Here is a 20,076-nt window from a genome sequence, read left to right on the forward strand (position 1 = left end):
ATTAAATGACAGGCATCTTTTTTTATATCTCCATGTTACTGATGGCCATGTTGCTTATCCGCTTTTTGGTGGTTTGGGTAAATTATGTCTCCCAGCCATTTTTGCCTACGGTAAAAGGTGATGCTTCGCAGCCCATGGTATCCATTCTTATTCCTGCCCGTAATGAGGCAGCCAATCTTCAAGTACTTTTGTCTGCACTAAAAGAGGAAGTTTATCCAAATCTTGAAATCATTGTATGTAACGACAATTCCACCGATACCACCGCTGAAGTGTTGGAGTTGTTTCGGCCTCAAATTTCGGTGCTTAAATGGTTCAATGGAAAAGAGCTGCCCCAAGGGTGGGTGGGTAAAAACTATGCATGTCACCAATTAGCTCAACAAGCATCGGGGCAGTATTTACTTTTTTTGGATGCCGATGTGCGCATTGGTGCCGGAGTGGCTCAGCGTGCTGCTGATTTTATGATGCGCAAAAAGTTAAGTTTACTCTCTCTGTTTCCTCAGCAAATTATGCAAACGGCAGGTGAAAAGGTTATTGTGCCACTTATGAACTGGATTTTGTTGTCCATGTTACCATTGATAGCAGTCCGGATACCCTGGTTTAGTTCTCTTGCAGCAGCAAATGGTCAGTTTATGATGTTTAGAGCCGATGATTACAAGCGTTATCAGTGGCACTTAAAAGTGAAAGGCAACAATGTGGATGACATTTTGATTGCACGGCTAATGAAAAAGATGCGTTTGAAAATGGCCGTTTTGGTTGGCAATGGGGATGTGTTTTGCCGTATGTATGGCAATAAAGATGAGGCTGTTGCAGGGTTTGCGCGTAACATCCATCATTACTTTAGTGGTAACAGAGTCTGGATGCTCTTTTTTGTGGCAATGGAGTGGTTGCGATTGCCCTTGCTGGCAGTGATGCAACAGTGGACTTATTTTGCAGTAGGTGTGGTCATGGTTTTTATGATGAAAGTAATGGTGGCGCAAATCAGCCGACAAGAGATCAGGATGATTATCGGAAACCACTTTACCCATCTTTGGTTTTTATGGAAACTGGCCAAGGAAAACCTCACTTTATCGCATCGGGGAATGATTGAGTGGAAAGGACGCCAGTATCAGATAAAATAAAACTGTGAAACCAGGTTTAAACCCAATTTCACAGTTTGTGTATAAGAACCAAGTTCTTAATTGTTATTTCCTGAAAACATCCTTCACTTGTAATTCGGTAATTGAGCCAAACTGTGCTTCAAGTGCCTTCATGTCTATCCGCTTTTTATCACCTACAATAACAACTGTGGCAGGCCTGTTTTTCATGTAATTGGCGTGAAATTCCTCGATTGTGTCAAAGGCAGCATCATCAATCTGAGCATGGAAGAACTTATTGGGGTCACTGCTAAACCCTCTCTGTTTCCACATGGGAATTTGATGTGATAGGCTTCTGAATGGCGGCCTGGATGACCCAATTGTAAGCTTCAGATTGTTTCTGATAAATTCAACACGTTCCGGCTTCAATGGTAATTCGGATGTCAACGAGGTAAAGGCATCCAACGCTTCAATGGTTTTGTCGGCCTGAGTAGACATAAATCCGATGTATAGTCCCGGGTTGGTTCTGTCGTATGGCAGACCATACCTTCCGGTAGCCGCATAGGCCAATGAACGAAACTCTCTGATTTCCTGAAACACGATGGAGTTCATGTTGGCACTGAAATATTCGTTAAACAGAAGGCATGCAAATTCATCCTCCTGATTGTTTGTAGTTGCCGGTATCAAAATGTTTATCCTGCTTTGGACAGCTTTCTTGTTGTTTATAAAATATACAGTGGGCGTCTCAGGCAGTTCTGGTTTTAACGAGAACCACTGTTCAACAGGTTGCAGGTTGTTTATTCCCGTGAATTTTTCAAGCAAGAGAGTTGCCATTCTTTCGTGCCCGATAGTGCCTGTGTAGTGAAAATCAGCACTTCGTTGCATGGCTTCTCTAAGAAGGTTCGAGAGCTGCAGGGGTGTGCTATTTTTAATCTCTTTGTAAGTTGTGTATTGCATAAACCTCGATCTACTGTTGTAGAGGGCATAATCTCTAAGTGCAGCATGTTGATTCCACATGTCCTTTTGCTGCAATTTTCTTTCCGTTTTGCGGCTATTGGCAATTTTCTTCTTCGCTTCATCTGTTAAAACGGGGTTCTCCAGCAGTGTATTTACCAGTTCGAGGGTTGGTTCAATGTTCTGCTCAAGGCCTGTGAGGGTTATTGTAAAGAAGTTGTTGTCTACCGATGCATTTATTTCACCACCCAGTTTTTGAAGCTCTTTTCTGAACTCAGAAAAACCAAGTACGCCATTGCCGCTATTGTCAAAAACATTGGCAATAACATTCATCTCTGGTCGTTCAATGGTGCCTTGCCTAAATTTTATCTGGAGGTCGAATATTTTATTGACGTGGTTGTTAACATAGTAATAGTCTGCGTTTTCGGCAAGTTTCCCGTAGTGATAGTCCACATTCTCTTCAATAAATTTCGGAGCGGCATCAATCACTCTTATGGAATCAAGCTGTAGGGCATATTCCGATTTTTCCTCGGTGTTTTGTGGCGTAATGGGCTTGTAGGGAGGCTTTTCTACCTTATCTTTTTTGGGGAACCCCATTCGTGAGTGAAGTACGAGATGGTTTTCACCAAAGTATTGTGATGCAATGCGCATAACATCTTCACGGGTAATGCTGTTAACCTGTTCGCTATAGGATAACACATCATCCCAGCTCTGGTTGTGCAGATAGAGATTTAGTATGGCATAAGCCCTGCTTTCGGGCTCTTCAATTTCCAACTGTTTTTCTTTTATCATCGAAGTTTTAACGGCTTCAAGCAGATCATCGTCAAACTTTCCGGTTTTGAGTTTTTCGAGTTGGTTGAAAGCCATTCTTTCAGTTTTTTTGAGTGACTGGCCAACCAATTTGGGTACGAATATTAAAAAATGGCCACCAAGATCTTCAAAGTATAGCCCTTGTATGGTGCTTTCCAGCCATTTGTTGTTATTGGTGAGTTCGTCGAGCAGTCCTGTTTCTGAATAGTTTGAGAGCAGGTTACTACATACATCCAATGCCACCCTGTCGGGATGCCCGTCTGGTACGGTATGAAACCCGATAACACCAATTTTGATTGGCATTAATCGTTTTTTTACCTGATGGCGTCCTTTATATGGTGTGAGTTGGTATGTTGGGAGCTCTGGCAATGGTTTGTATTGCAGTCGGCTAAATTTTTCCTCAATCATAGGGGCAGCGCTGTCGGGGTCAAAATTCCCTGTAAGTATCAGCGCCATATTGTTGGGTACGTAATACGTCTCAAAATAGTCGCGCATTTTACTCAACGAAGGGTTCTTTAAGTGTTCAGCCTTTCCGAGTATGGTATGATCGCCGTATGGAGTGCCCGTAAAGAGCTCTTTTAAAAGTGTTTCAATAAATGGCGTACCCATATCATCGGCATACATGTTTTTCTCTTCGTATACTGTTTCCAGTTCACTCTGAAACATCCTGAATACGGGGTTGATAAACCGGTGACTGTATAGCTCAAGCCATTTTTCCATTTGCCCGGCAGGAAATGAGTTATAATAGGCAATGCAATCATAAGAGGTAAAGGCATTCACGCTGGAGCCACCCATCTCTTGTATGATGCGGTCCAATTCGTTGGGAATTGCAAATTCAGCTGCCTTGAGTGAGAGCTCGTTTATTTTCAGCTGTATTTGTCTTCTCTCAGTAGCATCGATGGTTTTTCCAAGCTTATCGTATTCAACTTCAATGCTGTCCAGATAAATCTTTTCTGTTTGATAATCGATGGTGCCCAATACATCGGTACCTTTAAACATAATGTGTTCAAAGTAGTGGGCTATGCCGGTGGCATCTTTTGGGTCGCGTTTGCTGCCACCTTTTACAACTACCATTCCGTAAACCGTTGATGCTTGTGAGTCAGGGTTCAAGAAAATTGTGAGTCCGTTTTCAAGTTTGTAGCTGATAAGATTCAGAGAGGTGGATGTGGATGTTTCGCTCCATACAGGGAGCCACAGCAGCATTAGGAGAAGAAACGTGCCGAATGTCTGTTTCATAATAGATAAGATTAGGGTTTGTAAGGTCGGCAATATTTATTGCGCCTGAAAAATTTATGTTATATGTGATATAAATGTAATACTTTCTGACAATATGCGTTGAAAACTTTATGAGATTTCATCGTTGAGACGGCATTTTTCTAAGATATGCCATAAACAAACCTATTTTTGTAAAATCTTGAGCCTGTTGTAAGCCATTTTGAGTTTTAGATTGTTTTAATGGTATCAACATCTTGGGCTATTTTGCGCCACAACAAGAATTGTAACAATGTGGAGAACTGATGTCCGAAAACTGGTGGCAGCTGTTTGGGCAGTTTTTCGATGTAGTATGTCTGTTTTTAGGAGGGTGCATTTGATACAACTTTCACTATTATGGAAAAGAGCAATCGACAAATACGTATTGGTTTTATTCTGATTATGTTTATTCTGATACCTGACGTTATCGCCGGGGCTACAGTGGAACAGTTAAATAAACGATTTACCAACTATTTTATCTCCGGTGATATTCCCGCCTGGAAGACATTGGTTGACAGTCTGCGTCTTCATAGGTTAAGTGCTGATAAAGAAAAGGTGCTTCTCTATGCAGAATATGGTTTGGTGGGCAATTACGTGGGGGCTCGCCGCACCGACGAAGCAAGGGTTGAACTTGGTTTTTTTGAGAGTCGCATTTCTGAGGCGCTGCGTCGCCGTCCCAATGATGCGGATTTGCACGCTTTTGCCGCTGCATCTGTGGCATTTAAAATAGCATTGAGTCCTTGGAGGGCGCCCTTTTTGAGCCGGAGCCACAACGACAATGTGCAGCGGGCCGTGCAGCTTGGGCCTGCATTAGGTCTTCCGCTAACCGAGCAGGCCAATTCGCTCTATTTCAGACCTGCTATTGTTGGTGGCAACAAGTCAGAAGCTTTGAAGTATTATGAGGGGGCTTACAGGTATTATAAAACTCACATGCCGGATCATTGGATGTGTTACAACGTAGGTGCCTGGCTCGGACAAGTTTATGCCAACCAGGGTATGACGGCAAGGGCCGAAGCAATATATCTTGAGTTGCTTCGAAAAGCGCCCGGATTTAAATGGGTGAAAGATGAGCTTCTGCCTGACCTGAAAGCTGGAAAAGTCCAGCAAAATGCGTTTTTTGAGGGGGTTGAATAATTTTTTGATATTGACGAAAGGTTAAATTATTTTGACGAAATAGTTAAAATCGCTGACGAACGAAACAGAATTGATTTCTTCTCGTAGAAAATGGAACTAAAACCTGATGCTATGAGAAGTTCTACAATTTCTGCCAACATTATCGTTTATATTGCTTCTGCAATACTCCTGATTTTTCCTGTGCTTTCGCATTCAGAAAACTTATCTGAGGCTTCAGCATTAACCTGTACTGATTGTTTTACTTCCGAAATTGTTGATGTTTCGACGCGTGACAACTGCATCACCATCACCATACAAGTTGTAGCTGAACCCGGCTGTAGATTTGCCTTATCGCATTTAATGGTCGCCGTTCCCTGTGGTGTAGTAACATCTGCTCAAAATACCGGAAACTGGAAAATGGAGCTGAATGTGACTGATCCAACTACGGGTATAAGTGGCTTAAAAGTTGACGACATAAAAGGTTTTGGCGAAGATGGAGAACCTGGCTCATTTCAGGTGACCTATACAGTCTGTGCCATCGACAATCTATGCCTTGATTTGATTGAGAATGGAGTGTATCGTTTAGCATATAAGGCTGCTCGATGTATCTTTTTTGAGGAGATTCAGCCGGATGTGATTGTGGTACCATTTGAGGCTGCAATTGCAGCTCAACCCGTTTCCTGCTTCGGCTACTCCGATGGTGCTGTCGAAGTCTCTGTAACCGGCGGAACAGCGCCATACTCCTTTTATTGGACCAATGGTGCCGAAACCCAACGTATCGAAAATGTTGCTGTTGGAAATTACTCCGTTTTAGTGCGCGACGCTTCAGGGAATGAGATTCTCCTGTCTGAAGATGTTACCGGACCTTCACGCATAATCATATCCGGACATATTAACCATGCCACTTGCGCCAACTCCGATGGAGCCATTAACCTTAATGTGACAGGTGGATTGGGCGGTTACACCTATTTATGGGCTCATGGCTCGCAAACAAGGGATGTTGAAGGCCTCCCATCGGGAAGTTATAGTATTACTGTTACCGATGCAGGAGGTTGCCAATCCCGAATTCCTTTCTTTATAAATAGCCAAAGTCCTATAAAAATTAATGCCGTTACAAACACTGTTGAGTGTCATGAACGTGCATCCGGAAATATTACCCTTGAGGTGTTTGGCGGCACCGAACCTTACACTTTTGAGTGGTCAAACGGTGCCAATACAAAAGATATTTCAGGTGTTGATGCCGGTACATACAGGGTGACGGTTACCGATGCAGCCGGATGTACCTTGATACGTAACGTAACAATAAACAGAAAAGTGTTTTACATGTCGGCCGCTGTAACTCCGGCAAATTGTGCCGGCGAGGGTGGTACAGTGGTGCTTACACCAAATAATGGTGCCGGCCCTTATGTGGTAGAATGGAGCAATGGCGCTTCCGGACTCGAGCTTCATGATGTGGATGCAGGGGCATATTCGGTTTTGGTGACGGATGCCAATGGCTGCCGCATTTTGCAACAGGTGGTAGTTGCTTCAAGCTCCAATTTGAAACTAAATGCTTCCGTATCATCTTCAGGCTGTAGTCCTGTTGATGCTGTCTATAACGTTGAATTAAGCGCTTCCGGAGGAGAGGGTTCTTATTCCTATTTTCTGGATGGCCAAATAGTAGAGCAATCTTTCACTCTAAACTCTGAGGGCGTGTACCATGTAGAAGTCAGGGACGAGTCTGGTTGCTCTGACGGGAAAGATATCGTTGTTGCCTATAAAGAGCAGATTCTGTCGCTTAATGTAACAATTAACAGCACCGACTGCATAACCACTGGCCTGACATCTGCTACGGCTCAAGTATCTGGTGGTACTGCACCGTATGTGTTATACTGGAACGGGTTGGAGGGGGCATTCAACAGAACCGATTTGGTACAGGGCAGTTATTTGGTAACTGTAGTTGATGCCAATGGTTGTTCTGTATCAACAACAGTAGAGGTTTATTGTGATGACAACATGGACAATGACAATCAGGATAACGATGACAATCAACAAAATCCTGACGGTAATAATCCGAATGATGGTGACGCTGACGATGGCAGCCACAATCAGGATGGCGACAACTCTGACGGTAACACCATTGAAGGAAATCCGGGAGATGGTAACAACAATGACAACAATGACAACGATGACATTGATAACAATTGCATCATTGGTTGCATCTTTATAGATAAGCTTGTGATTACCGAGGTTGGTTCAGACTGCTTTAAATATGAATACACTTTTGTCACAGATGGATCTTGTCGCTACGCCTTATCACATCTGGTCATCGATTTAAATGGTAATGTGGCTTATAATGTCTCAAACTCGCGGGGCTGGAAGTTAGAGGTAAACTCAACAGATCCAAAATCTGGTTTGCGCGGCATCAAAGTGGATGACATCTCTGGTTTTGGGAAGAAAGCAGGCGACCGATTCACTGTTTCTTTTGAAATGTGCAATGCCATTGGATTTGATGCTGAAAGTGTACTGGTGGCTTTAAAGGCCGGACGTTGTCTCGAAATATCAAATCTTGTCATAAGTACAACCATGATGGTTGAGCCTGGCAATGTGAATTTGAATGTTTTTCCAAACCCATCTGTTACAGATGTTTGGTTTGAGTTTGTTTCCTCGGCAGATACATCCGGTTCTCTCGTATTGTATAACGAGAATGGCACTGCTGTAGCGCGTTTGTTTGATGGAACTATTAAGCGTGGTGAAACCTATCGGGTGAAATATTCCGGTTCGGCCAGCGATTCACGAATCATCTTTTATCAGTTCATCACCGGAATTGGTAAACTTGATGGAAAGTTATTAAGGGTTAAATAAATAGGGTTTAGTTTTTGTTTGTTCTTGTTCAGGGAAAGGTTTTCTCAGCAGATGGCGGGGTTTAGCAGGTATAAAACTGTCCGCAGCTGTTGAGGAGACCTTTTCAGTTTATGCCGGACATCCCACTTATTTTTTCCAAAATGGCTTGTCGTTGAATTTTTCCCGATTCAGTTCTCGGAAGCGGATTCAGAACATAAATTCTGGCGGGGATTTCGAATTTTTCCAGTTCTGTTTTGATTGCTTCCAATAGCTTTGTTGGGTTTGGAGGTGGATATTCCATAACCAGCACCACCTGCTGTCCCAGCGATGGGTGAGACACCGCTGAGATGACAAATGGGATATCCATGAGCGGCCTGATTTTTTCTTCTATCCGCTCTGGCGATATCTTTATGCCGCCGCTGTTGATGATGTTATCAACACGTCCCAAAATATTAAAACTTTTATCTGGATGAATAATTACTAAATCGTTGGTTACTATTTTATGCTCTGATATGTCCGGCACATGCAGTATCAGGCAACCACGTGCATCTTTTTCGGTGGATATTCCCTGAAGGGGCACAAAGCTGCTTTGCTTTCTGTCTCCGTTAATTTGTCGCAGTGCCACATGGGAGAGGGTTTCAGTCATGCCATAGGTTTCAAACGCTTCAAATGGCATGTTTTGCAGTAATTTATCCAGCGTCTCATCTACCTTTCCACCGCCTATGATTACTTTTTGCAGGTGATGAAGTCTTGGTGAATGCGACTGAATTTCGTTGAGCATTTGCATGGGTGTGAAAGCAGCAAAATCAATCCTCTGGTTAATGTTTTTTAGTGGATGCCCCGATGGTTCAGTGGTAATTAGGTTGAGGCGTCCTGCCAAAGCACGTATTACCATCATTTTACCGGCAATAAATGATACCGGAAGGCAAAGCAATGCCGACATGCCGGGTTGCAGTTCAAAGAATTGAATGGTGCGTAAAGCAGATGAGAGCATCGACTTTTTCTGCACCTGGATTGGTTTCGGAGTGCCGGTAGAGCCGGATGTGGTAACGGTAATAGATGGAGAATCGTTCCACCATTGGCTCAGGAACATTGAGAGTTCCTGGTGTCCACTTGCTGAAAGCTCTGTAATACTAGTGGCAGAATAACTCTTTCCATTGATGATGATGGAATGGTATGTTTGATTGTCGGTCATCCTTTGGCTAAAATACAAACATTAAAATAACGCCAATAAAGATAGCAATACCGAAACTCAGCAGTGTGCCTACCACCACATATTCCGATTTAAGCGTGTCTTTTTCGCCAAAACGGAGGATGGATTTGGCTGCAATTAGCAGACCAACCGCCTCAAAGCGGCCAATTAGCATAAAGGTTAGGGTGAGCAGTCTCTCCATATTGCCTATAAGTTTTCCGGCGTTGGGTAGCTCTTTGGATGAGCTCTCAGTTTTTGGCGCTGAAATGCGATAAAGGTTGAACAACTCGCGGATGAGTATGTTGGCGGGTTTGGTGCAGAACAAAAATGCAAAAACAATAAAAAGTGTGCGTTCTGAAAATACAATTCTAAACCAGGGTTCTATGGGAAAAGTGTTGCAGTACCACCACGTTACACCAACCAATACACCAAGGTGTAACATCTGGTCAATAAAAAACAGGTAACGCCTTACTTTGTAGCTTCGGCTGAGCATACTTTTAAGCATGTCGATGATGGCGTGAAGCAGGGTTATGGTGCCTGCTGCAGCAATAAATTGCCATTGAAACGACAAGAGCCACGATGTGATGAACACAAGTGCCAGATGCATCAGAAAATACCGGCTTCGTATACCTGAACTGTTTTTGTCTTCCACCCATTTGTCGGTTTGAAAGAAAAAATCGGCAAGTAAATGGGCAATGAGCTGTAGGGTTAAGAGTTGCAGGAAATTCATTTTGGGAGGTTTTTGATGGCTTGGTTAAACCGGTTAACAGTTTTTTCGATGGCATTCCATCCGGCACTTCTCGAATGCTGATTCACTGTGGCCTGGGTTATTTTTAGCTGGCTCGCAATGGTTTCTTCGTTGAGCCCCGTTAGTTTTAGCGTAAGTACTTCACATTGCCGGGCAGTACATTTGGCAAGCAGCACATCAAGCAGAGCCAGCACCGGCTCAAATTCATCTACAACGGGGCGTATTGTGGCATCAATAAAAAGTGTGGATTTGATTACCATGCGTTCGCCGTGTGGATTGCTCTGGCGACTTATAAGACGACCGGAGAGGTAAATGGCTTCTCCATCGATGATGCCTTTTCGCGGATTAAAACGGGTGATGGGGCCAAGGCCAATGGCAAGCCGTATGCCGTGCATTCGAAATAAGGCAATCTCTCTTTTTTTCGATTTGACATCGATTGGATGCGATTTGATGAAGCACTTGATTATCAGTGCTACACGCAGCGCTTCTTCCGGGTCGGGAATGTAACATTCAAGGTAGTCTCCCTTTATGACACGCGCATAAATGCCAAACTCTTTTTTGAGCAGTTGTATGAGTTTTTTCAACCGCTTTTCGAGAGCTGCGCGCCCCTTGGTACTTAGCGCAGTAGATGCAATTATGTCGCCAGATATGGTGGCTTTCATGGTTATTGGTTTTCGGGATTTAAATATAGTGAATTGACCGGATATTTGTTTGATGTGTTGATATATAACTATAGAGTGTGTATGGGTAATGTGGTTGTGTCATGGTTTGAAATAATTCAGTTTCTGTTTTAGCGTTATGCAACGCAGGGGTGAAAACAAATATAGCTAATTATACCTTTAATTTATAAATACATGCGAATATAACTATAAATGTAATTTAAAGGTATATTTACCTATAAAATACATTTATTGGTAAATAGTACTGTAACTTGTATTTATAGATGATTTAAGTTATAAATTATATGTTGACTTTATTATTTTTTATTTTTGGCTTACTTGTGTTGATATAATATTTTGATAGTGTATGTTTTGAATATTGATGTGTGTTTTCTTTTTAGGGCGTGTTATGGCCACAACTGTTCAGAATATGTTACACAATATTTATATTTAAACAGATTCTAAATTGCATACTTGGGCTTGTTTTGTATTTTTTTATATTCATATATTTGTTGCATCAACATGTAAGACAGGGGTGCCTATAAGCGGCTGAGATCATACCCTGGAACCTGATACGGATAATACCGGCGAAGGGAGTCTGTTTTCTTTCTGATTGTTTTTCCACTGTTTATCTGTTGATTTTTTTGGTGCTTAGAGAGTTGTTTACCAATGTCTTTGGGCAAAGTGTTTTTTGCTGCTGCGTGAGGGATAGAAGCGAAAACCCCGAATCCCGCCTTTTTTGGCGGGAGAGGAGTTGTAGCGGATAGCCCGGTCCGCTTCTGCGGACACGCCCTGAAAATGGATGTTTTATTTAATGCTCTGAACTTATGGTGTTTAATGTAAATGGGGAAGTTCGGGAAGTGGATGCCAATACGCTGAATGAACTTGTGTTTGTTTTAGGTTTACCTGTTGAGGGTGTGGCAGTTGCGGTGAATGGCCGAATTGTATTGCGCTCGCAATGGGATGATTTTCGGTTGCAGGGTGGTGAGGAGGTGATGGTTATTGGTGCAACCAGAGGTGGTTGATAGTTAGTGTTTTATCTGTTTTGAGTTAAGTGGATTAATTTGGAAGATATGCAATATATTGTGAATGGTGAACCGCTGAAGGGTTCAAGAAAAATATATGTGGATGGCAGCTTGTTCCCGATTCGGGTGGGTATGCGCGAGGTAGTGCTTTCTACAGGTAAATGTCCGGTTACAAATCCGGATGTGGTAACGGTTTATGATACCTCGGGGCCATTTGGTGATGCAGGCTCTACTGTGGATTTAACACGAGGGTTATTGCCATTGCGTGAAGATTGGATTGCGGCGAGAGGTGATACCATTAAGTTGGAGGGTTTGAGCTCCGAGTACGGAAGGGCACGGCTGGCAGATGAAGCACTCAACCATCTGCGTTTTGGGCACGCGAACAAAAAGCCGCGTAAGTCGGCTGGAAAGCCGGTGACGCAAATGTATTATGCGCGCCAGGGCATTGTAACGCCCGAAATGGAGTATGTGGCCATACGTGAAAATCAGCGACTTGAGTTGCAAGGCGCACTGGATTATACACCGATTACGGCTGATATGGTGCGCGAAGAAGTGGCAGCGGGACGGGCCATAATACCTGCCAATATTAACCATCCGGAGTGCGAACCCATGGTTATAGGCCGTAAGTTTTTGGTGAAAATTAATGCAAATATTGGCAATAGTCCGGTGGCTTCTGACATTGCATCGGAAGTGAGTAAATCGGTGCATGCCATACGCTGGGGTGCCGATACGGTGATGGATTTGAGCACTGGTGCCAATATACATGAAACACGCGAATGGATTTTGCGCAACTCGCCTGTTCCCATAGGCAGCGTGCCGCTCTATCAGGCACTGGAAAAAGTTGGTGGAAAGGCTGAAGACCTTACATGGGACATTTATCGCGACACGCTTGTTGAGCAGGCAGAGCAGGGGGTGGATTATTTTACCATTCATGCGGGACTGCTGCGTGAGCATATTCCTCACACGTTTAACCGGATGACGGGGATTGTGTCACGCGGTGGATCAATCATGGCTAACTGGTGCACGGCTCACCGAAAGGAGAACTTTCTTTATACGCACTTTGATGAGATATGTGACATTTTAGCGGCTTATGATGTGGGCGTTTCATTGGGCGACGGTCTGCGGCCGGGGTCGCAGTATGATGCCAACGACAAGGCGCAGTTTGGGGAGTTAATTACATTGGGTGAATTGACGCAAAGAGCCTGGAAAAAGCACGTGCAGGTGATGATTGAAGGGCCTGGACATGTACCAATGCACCTTATTGCCGAAAATATGGAGATGGAGCTGCGCCATTGTTTTGATGCACCTTTTTATACTCTGGGGCCGCTGGTTACGGATATTGCACCTGGTTATGACCACATAACATCGGCCATAGGTGGTGCCATGATTGCTCAAATGGGGGCTTCGATGTTGTGTTATGTTACGCCAAAGGAGCACTTGGGACTTCCAAATCGTGACGATGTGAAAACCGGGGTAGTCACATTTAAAATTGCTGCTCATGCTGCTGATATTGCCAAAGGGCACCCGGGAGCTCTGTTGCGCGACCACGCAATGAGTAAAGCCCGGTATGAGTTTCGTTGGCGAGACCAGTTTCACCTGGCTCTGGATCCTGATACGGCGTATGCATTTCATGATGCCACTTTGCCTGATGAAAATGACAAGTTAGCCCACTTCTGTAGTATGTGTGGCGAGCATTTTTGCAGTATGCGCGCCAATCGTAAAATACGTGAGGGTAGCGAAGTTTAATTCAATTTATTATATCGCCAAAATACAGATGCCATGCTGATTGTCATTACGCATCCAGAAATAGCAAGTGGAGAGGCTTGTGCCATTGAGGCTCTGATTGAGGCCGGCGCTACTTATGTGCATATTCGCAAGCCGGAGGCTACTACAGAGCAGGTGTCCTGTTTGGTTGAATCCATATCTCCTGCTAGTTATTCTGCGCTTTCAATGCACTACCACCACCAATTGGCTAAGTTATTTTCGCTGGGAGGGATGCATCAAAGTAAAGGTTTTATACTTCCAGATAGCGTGGGATTTAGGTATAGTGGTGGTTGTCATTCCATTGAGGAGTTAAATGCTGATTGGGAAGGGTTTAACTACCTCTTTTTAAGCCCCATATTTGATAGCATCTCAAAGAGTGGTTATTTGTCTGGTTTTGATGCTATGGATATCAGTACGTTAATGGAGAGCAGAGCGAAGTCAGCACCAAAGTTGATTGCATTGGGAGGTGTAAGCTACAACAATGTGGATTTGGCATATTCCATGGGCTTTGATGGCGTGGCTTTGCTGGGTGGGGTGTGGGATATTTGTGAAGGAAAGGTGAATCATGCAAATACGGTTAAACGATTTAAGCAGATAAAGTTACAATGGGAAAGCAGGTGCCTGTAGTTCTCTCCGTTGGAGGATGGGATCCTTGTGGAGGTGCCGGACTGGCAGCTGATATAAAAACTTTTGAGGCCAATGGCGTAAGGGGTATGGGTGTTTGTTCGGCAATTACCTCACAGGTAGAGGATAGTTTTAATTCGCTGAAATGGGTGGACTCTGACTTGGTGCAATCGCAAATTTGTACCCTTCTTGGCAATTACCATTTTGACGCTGTAAAGTTTGGAATTATTGAATCGATAGACCAGCTTTCTAGGTGGATTCATATTCTGAAAAAGACCAATGATTCTGTTAATCTTGTATGGGATCCGGTGTTGAAAGCCTCTGCCGGTCATGACTTTCATGCCAGGATAGATACCGGTCGCTTTTTTGACCTTATAAGGCAAATAACTTTACTTACGCCCAATTTGCATGAGGCAGAGAGTTTGTTTGGTTCCACGGAGCCCATTGCCATACAAGAGATTATCCGCAGAAATGCTTCTTGTAAGGTGCTGCTGAAAGGAGGACACGCGGGTTCTCACGCAAATGATGTTTTAATCGATGCTGAGGGGATTACCGTAATCGAAGGCGTTCGATTTATCAACAGTAATGGAAAACATGGCAGCGGATGCGTGTTCTCTGCCGCTGTGTGCGCTGCGCTTGCCAAAGGCGCATCTCTGTCCAATGCCTGTGAGTTGGCCAAACGGTACACCGAGTCTTTTATCCTTTCTGATGATGGGTTGTTGGGATGGCATTTGTTTGGATGATGTGATTCATCGAGGCTGTTAGAAATTTGCATTAAATCTGTTTTAAAGATTTTTGAATATTAGATACTTAGAATGATAAATATGATTAAACCGCAAATAAGTTCGATTTTATAATCTTTCACATCTACTCTATCTGTCTAATATCTAAAAGTCTTCGCGTCTATAACATGTTTTATAAATTAAGTTTAAACAGTTAGTTAAACTATCAATTTAAATAGTTGCTTATGCGAAATGAACGGTATAGCCCCTTGATGTTTGTCACTCCTGAAAGCCCACTGCCTGATTTGCTACTGCTCATTAAGGCGTTTCTGGAGGGTGGCGGACGCTGGGTTCAGTTGCGGATAAAGAATAGCGTCCAATCAGATTGGGTGTATGCAGCTACCCAGGCGTGTGCGTTGTGTCATGGTTTTGGTGCTACCTTCATTGTAAATGATAACCCTTATGTAGCACTGGCCTCCGGTGCCGATGGCCTGCATTTGGGAAAGTACGACATGACTGTGGCCGATGCCAGAAAAATTGTTGGCAATGAGATGATTATTGGCGGCACGGCCAATACGCTGGATGATATGTTGGCTCTGGCAAATGTTGAAGTGGATTACATTGGTCTTGGCCCGTTTCGTTTCACCAGTACTAAGAAAAATCTCAGTCCAATAATCGGCATAGAAGGGTACAGCCACATTATGAAAGCTTTCAGGAGCCGTGGCAGCAAAATTCCGGTTACTGCCATTGGCGGTATTCTGCCCGAGGATGTGCCTGATATTGTGGCAACCGGGGTGGATGGCGTAGCGGTTTCAGGCTGCCTTGGAACCATATTCATGGCTGAAGAGAATACCGCACGCCTTTTTAGTTTGCTTTCAGAAGTTGCAGTTAAGTAGTTGGTTCAAATTGACATACAGTAAAGAGAATAGTTATATGAAGCCATTAATTATTGCAGATAGAACATTTAGTAGTCGGTTGTTTACCGGCACAGGAAAATTCAGCTCCAACCGGATTACTGCCGAGGCTATCAGAGAGAGTGGTAGTCAGTTGGTTACGGTAGCTCTAAAGCGAGTGGATTTGGATGCACCTCACGACGATTTGCTTGAACATCTGAAGATGCCCGGGTTGAATTTACTCCCAAACACATCGGGTGTGCGAACGGCAGCTGAGGCGGTATTTGCAGCGCAGCTGGCCCGTGAGGCGCTTGGTACCAATTGGCTTAAGCTGGAAATACATCCCGACGCCCGTTACCTGTTGCCCGACCCGGTTGAGACGCTTAAAGCCACAGAAGAGCTTGCTAAAATGGGTTTTGTGGTTCTGCCATACATCCATGCCGACCCTGTTTTGTGCAAACGTCTCGAAGATGCGGGTGCCGCGGCTGTTATGCCACTTGGCTCGCCCATCGGCAGCAACAACGGCCTTCTAACAAGAGCGTTCTTGCGTATTATTATTGAGCAATCAAACGTGCCGGTTATAGTTGATGCGGGCATTGGAGCGCCGTCACATGCGGCTGAAGCTATGGAGCTGGGTGCCGATGCCGTTTTAGTGAATACTGCCATTGCCTCGGCTGTTAATCCTGTGAGTATGGCAAAGGCATTTAAAATGGCAGTGGAGGCTGGTCGCGCTGGCTATGAGGCCGGGTTGCCGGCATTGTCAAGAGGTAACGAGGCTTCGCCTACCAGCCCGCTCACGGCTTTTTTATCGTCGTTATAATTCTCTGTTTCTTATCTATCAATTCGTTGTATATGTCGTTTTACAATCTTTATAGTGCATATAACTGGGATGAAGTGGCTGCCTGCATACAGACCAAGACGGAGGCAGATGTGCGCGTTGCTATTGCCAAAGATAAGCCCGGTCTGGAGGATTTTATGGCTCTGGTGTCACCGGCAGCAGACGCTCTCCTCGAAGAGATGGCACGCAAAAGTTACGCGCTTACACGGCAGAAATTTGGTAAGGTGATGCAGCTATACATTCCCCTCTATCTTTCAAACTTTTGTGAGAACAGATGCGTTTACTGTGGCTTTAGCAATTCAAACAGGTTGAGGCGCAAGGTGCTTTTGCTGGATGAACTGGAGCAGGAGGTGAGTATCATACGGCAGCAGCCCTTTAAGCACATTCTTTTGGTTACGGGTGAGGCCCCGGTTAAAGCTGGTACCGATTATTTTATTGCCGTAATTAATCAGCTAAAGTCATCTTTTAGCCAGATATCGCTGGAGGTGCAACCGCTCTCAACTACTGAATATGAGTTGTTGGTGAAACAAGGCTTGTATGGGGTTTATGTCTATCAGGAGACCTACAATGAAAGGCGTTATTCTAATTATCATCCTGCGGGTCGCAAAGCTGATTTTCGTTATCGGTTGGAGACGCCCGACCGACTCGGCGCTGCCGGCGTTCGAAAAATTGGAATCGGAAACCTCATTGGATTGGAAGAGTGGCGCACTGAGGCTTGGTTCACGGCGCTTCATTTGCATTATCTTCGCAAAAAGTATTGGCGGTCAAAGTACTCTATTTCGTTTCCAAGATTGCGGCCTTTTACCGGTGAGGGGTTTCAGCCAAATTATGAAACTACGGAGCGCAACCTGACGCAACTCATTTGCGCCTATCGGATTTTCGACCATGAAGTGGATTTGTCTCTTTCCACACGTGAGCGGCCAATGTATCGCGACAATGTGATGTCGTTGGGCATCACAGCCATGAGTGCCGGAAGCAAAACCGGACCAGGTGGTTACTCCAATGGTGAAGCGTTAGAGCAATTTGCCGTTAACGATAACCGCTCTGCCGATATGGTGGCCGATGTGATACGTTGTAAAGGTTATGAACCGGTATGGAAGGATTGGTCTATGTTCTTACAGATGGCATGATTGCAACTTCCGGGCGGGAGTTGATTGTATCCTGATAGGGTAGATTTTTCTCTATATAATCGGTTTTGGATTTTTTTTATGTGTATTGATAAATCAATTGGATGATATGCGTTACGCTCGTCACATGTTGCTTAATGGGTTTGATGCCTCGCACCAACAGCGTTTGGCCAAATCATCGGTAATGGTAGTAGGTGCAGGAGGATTGGGTTCTGCATTGCTGTTATATCTTGCTGCTTCGGGAGTTGGGCACCTGGGAATTGTCGATTTTGATGTGGTTTCAGAGAGCAATCTTAATCGCCAGATTCTGTATCATCCCGGGGTTATTGATAATCTGAAGTCGCACGAGGCAGCACGCAGGGTACGTGAACTCAATCCCGATTGTAAGGTCACAGTTCTAAACCGCAAGATTACCGACGACAACGCCGTGGATTCCATTAGAGGGTTCGATGTGGTTGCCGATGCCACAGATAATTTCATTGTGCGCTATGCCATCGATGAGGCATGTCGAAAACTTTCTACGCCATTTGTTTACGGAACCGCGGAGCAGTGGGGCGGGCAAATTTCCGTGTTTCATTTTAACGGGGCTGCCGGATATCGTGATTTATATCCCGAAAGTCCTCCGCAAAGCCTCCAGCCACCGGGAGTGATGGGCCCGATGCCAGGATTTATTGGCACGCGTCAGGCGTTAGAGGTAATAAAAATCATCACTGGTCAGGGCGAAGTGCTAGCTGGTAAACTCATGGTTTTTGATGTGTTGAACAACCGAAACCATGTTTTTGAGATAGGGTGAAGCATGGCGTTTGCTCGGGTTTTGGCTTCAATACATTTTTTTTGGTATTTTTGATGATGTTACATCATTGTTACAACCATTAGGCTATGACAACAAAATATCAATACCAACTGGAGTTTAAAGTACGCGATTATGAGTGCGATTTGCAGGGAATTGTGAATAACTCAGTGTATCAGAACTATCTGGAACATACCCGGCATGAATTTCTACTGAGTATAGGACTCGATTTTGCCGAGCTTTTTAGCCGCGGCATTGTGGCAGTTGTGGCTCGTGCCGATTTGTCTTACAAAACGCCTCTGAAAAGCGGCGACAAGTTTGTGGTACGCCTCCGCGTTGAGCATGAAGGGGTGAAGTACATCTTTTATCAGGATATTTACCGCCTGCCCGATGAGAAACTCTGCCTCAAAGGCATCATTACCACTACAAGTATTGTGAATGGACGGCTGGCCGTATCAGAAGACATCCGCAACGCATTGCAAAACGCAGGAACGCTTTAGTTGCCAATCATCTTAAGAAGTTGTGCCATAATGAATCCCAAATAATTCCCTAAGGCAAAACCTATGATGCCGATGGTGAGACCGGGTACAATCAGTTGACGGTTCTTCAATGCTCCTGCCACCACTGGTACAAATGGCGGACTGCATATTAACGCGGTGGATGTGATTATTACCGTGTCAGTATCAATTTTAAATAATTTTGAGAGGATTACCTGAACCACAAGTGATCCAAATACCACCCAGGCCACATATAAAATCACCTCCAGAGCAGCCGTCATTAAAATCTGAACATTTGCCATTGATGCAACCACAATGCTGAATACCAGAACAAAGTACATCCCAAATTCAAAGGTGCGTGGTGTGGCGTTTATTTTTGGTGTTATCGATAAGGTGAGTGATAGTGTGGTGATAAGTAGCATAATTATGGCCATCTGCATACTCTCCGGAACCAGCAATGACACCGCTACGGAGGCTCCCACAACAAGTATAGCTGCCAGAAGTGCTTTCAAAAGTGGAGGTATATTTACCTTCTTTAGAAGTTCTGCATAATGGTCTGATGTGTCATTTGTTTGTTCAGCTTGGGCTGATGTTTCTGAGATGGATGGCCTCAGAACTTTTGCAAAAACCTTTTGCCCCAGCGATACCAGAAACATAAGGTAGAAAACCCCAACCAGTAAGTCGGCCGAATGGGTTACCAGATAGAGTGATTCGTCCACATCCAGAATCATTTTCAATGCTGCCAGATTTGGGGTTCCGCCTGTATAAACCCCAACAAGCAGTCCGCCTACTTTCCATGCTTCCGGAATAGCTTCCCTGAAAATGAAATATCCTGCAGTTATCATCATGGTTACGCTGGCTATTCCAATCATCAGACTAAAAAATGATTTTCGGGCTAGTTTGGATACCTCTTTTAAGTTTGTTGAGAATAGCATTAAGGGAATTGCCAGAGGAATGGTCACACTGATAATGAGATTCTGCACTGCAGCGCCACCTGCAGGAATGAGGCCTGTATTTGCAAGTATCAACCCCAATGCATATGCCACCACCACCGCGCCAATCTTTTCCAGAGATTTAAAACGATGACAAAGGAACAGTACAAGGATTGGCGCTAAAAAATAGAATAATATAAGGAGCACCAGCATAGCCTATTTTATGTATAAAATTTGTGCG

General features: G+C 44.3%; 17 protein-coding genes and 1 riboswitch. Of the genes, 12 read left to right on the forward strand and 5 right to left on the reverse strand.

Annotation, left to right across the window (positions count from 1 at the left end):
* The first annotated feature begins 5 nt into the window (after window positions 1-5).
* Window positions 6-1,118, forward strand: a complete 1,113-nt coding sequence (locus tag ALKIM_RS18610) for a glycosyltransferase family 2 protein (protein WP_052345569.1) — start codon at window positions 6-8, stop codon at window positions 1,116-1,118.
* A gap of 63 nt (window positions 1,119-1,181) precedes the next feature.
* Here the strand turns inward: ALKIM_RS18610 and ALKIM_RS0113510 are convergent, their stop codons facing one another.
* Window positions 1,182-4,073 (reverse strand): M16 family metallopeptidase, encoded by a 2,892-nt coding sequence (locus tag ALKIM_RS0113510; RefSeq protein WP_084555888.1) that lies wholly within the window; start codon window positions 4,071-4,073, stop codon window positions 1,182-1,184.
* A gap of 372 nt (window positions 4,074-4,445) precedes the next feature.
* Between ALKIM_RS0113510 and ALKIM_RS0113515 the strand changes: the two genes are divergently transcribed.
* Together ALKIM_RS0113515 and ALKIM_RS0113520 are read left to right on the forward strand one after the other, a co-directional pair.
* Window positions 4,446-5,222, forward strand: coding sequence for a tetratricopeptide repeat protein (locus tag ALKIM_RS0113515; protein ID WP_026475107.1), 777 nt, complete (start codon window positions 4,446-4,448; stop codon window positions 5,220-5,222).
* 111 nt (window positions 5,223-5,333) lie between these two features.
* Window positions 5,334-8,045: a SprB repeat-containing protein gene (locus ALKIM_RS0113520; protein WP_162148824.1), complete on the forward strand. Its 2,712-nt coding sequence runs from the start codon at window positions 5,334-5,336 to the stop codon at window positions 8,043-8,045.
* A gap of 103 nt (window positions 8,046-8,148) precedes the next feature.
* Here ALKIM_RS0113520 and ALKIM_RS0113525 read toward each other — a convergent pair whose 3' ends face one another.
* From ALKIM_RS0113525 to ALKIM_RS0113535, 3 genes are read right to left on the reverse strand one after another with little or no spacing between them, the layout of a single operon-like run.
* Window positions 8,149-9,219, reverse strand: coding sequence for an AMP-binding protein (locus ALKIM_RS0113525; protein ID WP_026475109.1), 1,071 nt, complete (start codon window positions 9,217-9,219; stop codon window positions 8,149-8,151).
* A gap of 7 nt (window positions 9,220-9,226) precedes the next feature.
* Window positions 9,227-9,946, reverse strand: coding sequence for a DUF3307 domain-containing protein (locus ALKIM_RS0113530; protein ID WP_026475110.1), 720 nt, complete (start codon window positions 9,944-9,946; stop codon window positions 9,227-9,229).
* On the reverse strand, window positions 9,943-10,626 hold the full coding sequence (locus ALKIM_RS0113535; protein ID WP_026475111.1) for a LuxR C-terminal-related transcriptional regulator: 684 nt from the start codon (window positions 10,624-10,626) through the stop codon (window positions 9,943-9,945). The genes ALKIM_RS0113530 and ALKIM_RS0113535 overlap by 4 nt, the downstream gene beginning before the upstream one ends.
* A 518-nt stretch (window positions 10,627-11,144) precedes the next feature.
* Window positions 11,145-11,236, forward strand: a riboswitch (TPP riboswitch).
* 214 nt (window positions 11,237-11,450) lie between these two features.
* On the opposite strand from ALKIM_RS0113535, the gene thiS reads away from it, so the two are divergent.
* From thiS to ALKIM_RS0113580, 9 genes are all read left to right on the forward strand, one after another.
* The gene (gene thiS, locus ALKIM_RS0113540) at window positions 11,451-11,648 is read left to right on the forward strand and encodes a sulfur carrier protein ThiS (RefSeq protein ID WP_026475112.1); all 198 of its coding nucleotides are present in this window, start codon (window positions 11,451-11,453) and stop codon (window positions 11,646-11,648) included.
* Window positions 11,649-11,696: 48 nt separating this feature from the next.
* A complete protein-coding gene (gene thiC, locus ALKIM_RS0113545) occupies window positions 11,697-13,394 on the forward strand; it encodes a phosphomethylpyrimidine synthase ThiC (protein ID WP_044117955.1) in 1,698 nt (565 codons plus the stop codon).
* 33 nt (window positions 13,395-13,427) lie between these two features.
* The gene (locus ALKIM_RS18615) at window positions 13,428-14,039 is read left to right on the forward strand and encodes a thiamine phosphate synthase (protein WP_052345570.1); all 612 of its coding nucleotides are present in this window, start codon (window positions 13,428-13,430) and stop codon (window positions 14,037-14,039) included.
* Window positions 14,018-14,779, forward strand: a complete 762-nt coding sequence (locus ALKIM_RS0113555) for a hydroxymethylpyrimidine/phosphomethylpyrimidine kinase (protein ID WP_026475114.1) — start codon at window positions 14,018-14,020, stop codon at window positions 14,777-14,779. The genes ALKIM_RS18615 and ALKIM_RS0113555 overlap by 22 nt, the downstream gene beginning before the upstream one ends.
* Before the next feature lie 224 nt (window positions 14,780-15,003).
* Complete coding sequence (thiE, locus tag ALKIM_RS18620; RefSeq protein ID WP_084555890.1) at window positions 15,004-15,654, forward strand: thiamine phosphate synthase; 651 nt, start codon at window positions 15,004-15,006, stop codon at window positions 15,652-15,654.
* A 37-nt stretch (window positions 15,655-15,691) separates the two neighbouring features.
* Complete coding sequence (locus ALKIM_RS0113565; RefSeq protein WP_026475115.1) at window positions 15,692-16,471, forward strand: thiazole synthase; 780 nt, start codon at window positions 15,692-15,694, stop codon at window positions 16,469-16,471.
* Between the two features lie 32 nt (window positions 16,472-16,503).
* On the forward strand, window positions 16,504-17,619 hold the full coding sequence (gene thiH, locus ALKIM_RS0113570; RefSeq protein ID WP_026475116.1) for a 2-iminoacetate synthase ThiH: 1,116 nt from the start codon (window positions 16,504-16,506) through the stop codon (window positions 17,617-17,619).
* A 106-nt stretch (window positions 17,620-17,725) separates the two neighbouring features.
* Window positions 17,726-18,409, forward strand: a complete 684-nt coding sequence (locus tag ALKIM_RS18625; RefSeq protein ID WP_044117957.1) for a HesA/MoeB/ThiF family protein — start codon at window positions 17,726-17,728, stop codon at window positions 18,407-18,409.
* An 86-nt stretch (window positions 18,410-18,495) separates the two neighbouring features.
* Window positions 18,496-18,906, forward strand: coding sequence for an acyl-CoA thioesterase (locus ALKIM_RS0113580; RefSeq protein ID WP_026475117.1), 411 nt, complete (start codon window positions 18,496-18,498; stop codon window positions 18,904-18,906).
* Here ALKIM_RS0113580 and ALKIM_RS0113585 read toward each other — a convergent pair.
* On the reverse strand, window positions 18,903-20,042 hold the full coding sequence (locus ALKIM_RS0113585) for a DUF819 family protein (RefSeq protein WP_235714416.1): 1,140 nt from the start codon (window positions 20,040-20,042) through the stop codon (window positions 18,903-18,905). The two genes, ALKIM_RS0113580 and ALKIM_RS0113585, sit on opposite strands and share 4 nt — an antisense overlap.
* Window positions 20,043-20,076 lie beyond the last annotated feature (34 nt).

The sequence above is a fragment of the Alkaliflexus imshenetskii DSM 15055 genome, assembly GCF_000517065.1.
In the GTDB taxonomy this organism is placed as follows: Bacteria; Bacteroidota; Bacteroidia; order Bacteroidales; family Marinilabiliaceae; genus Alkaliflexus; species Alkaliflexus imshenetskii.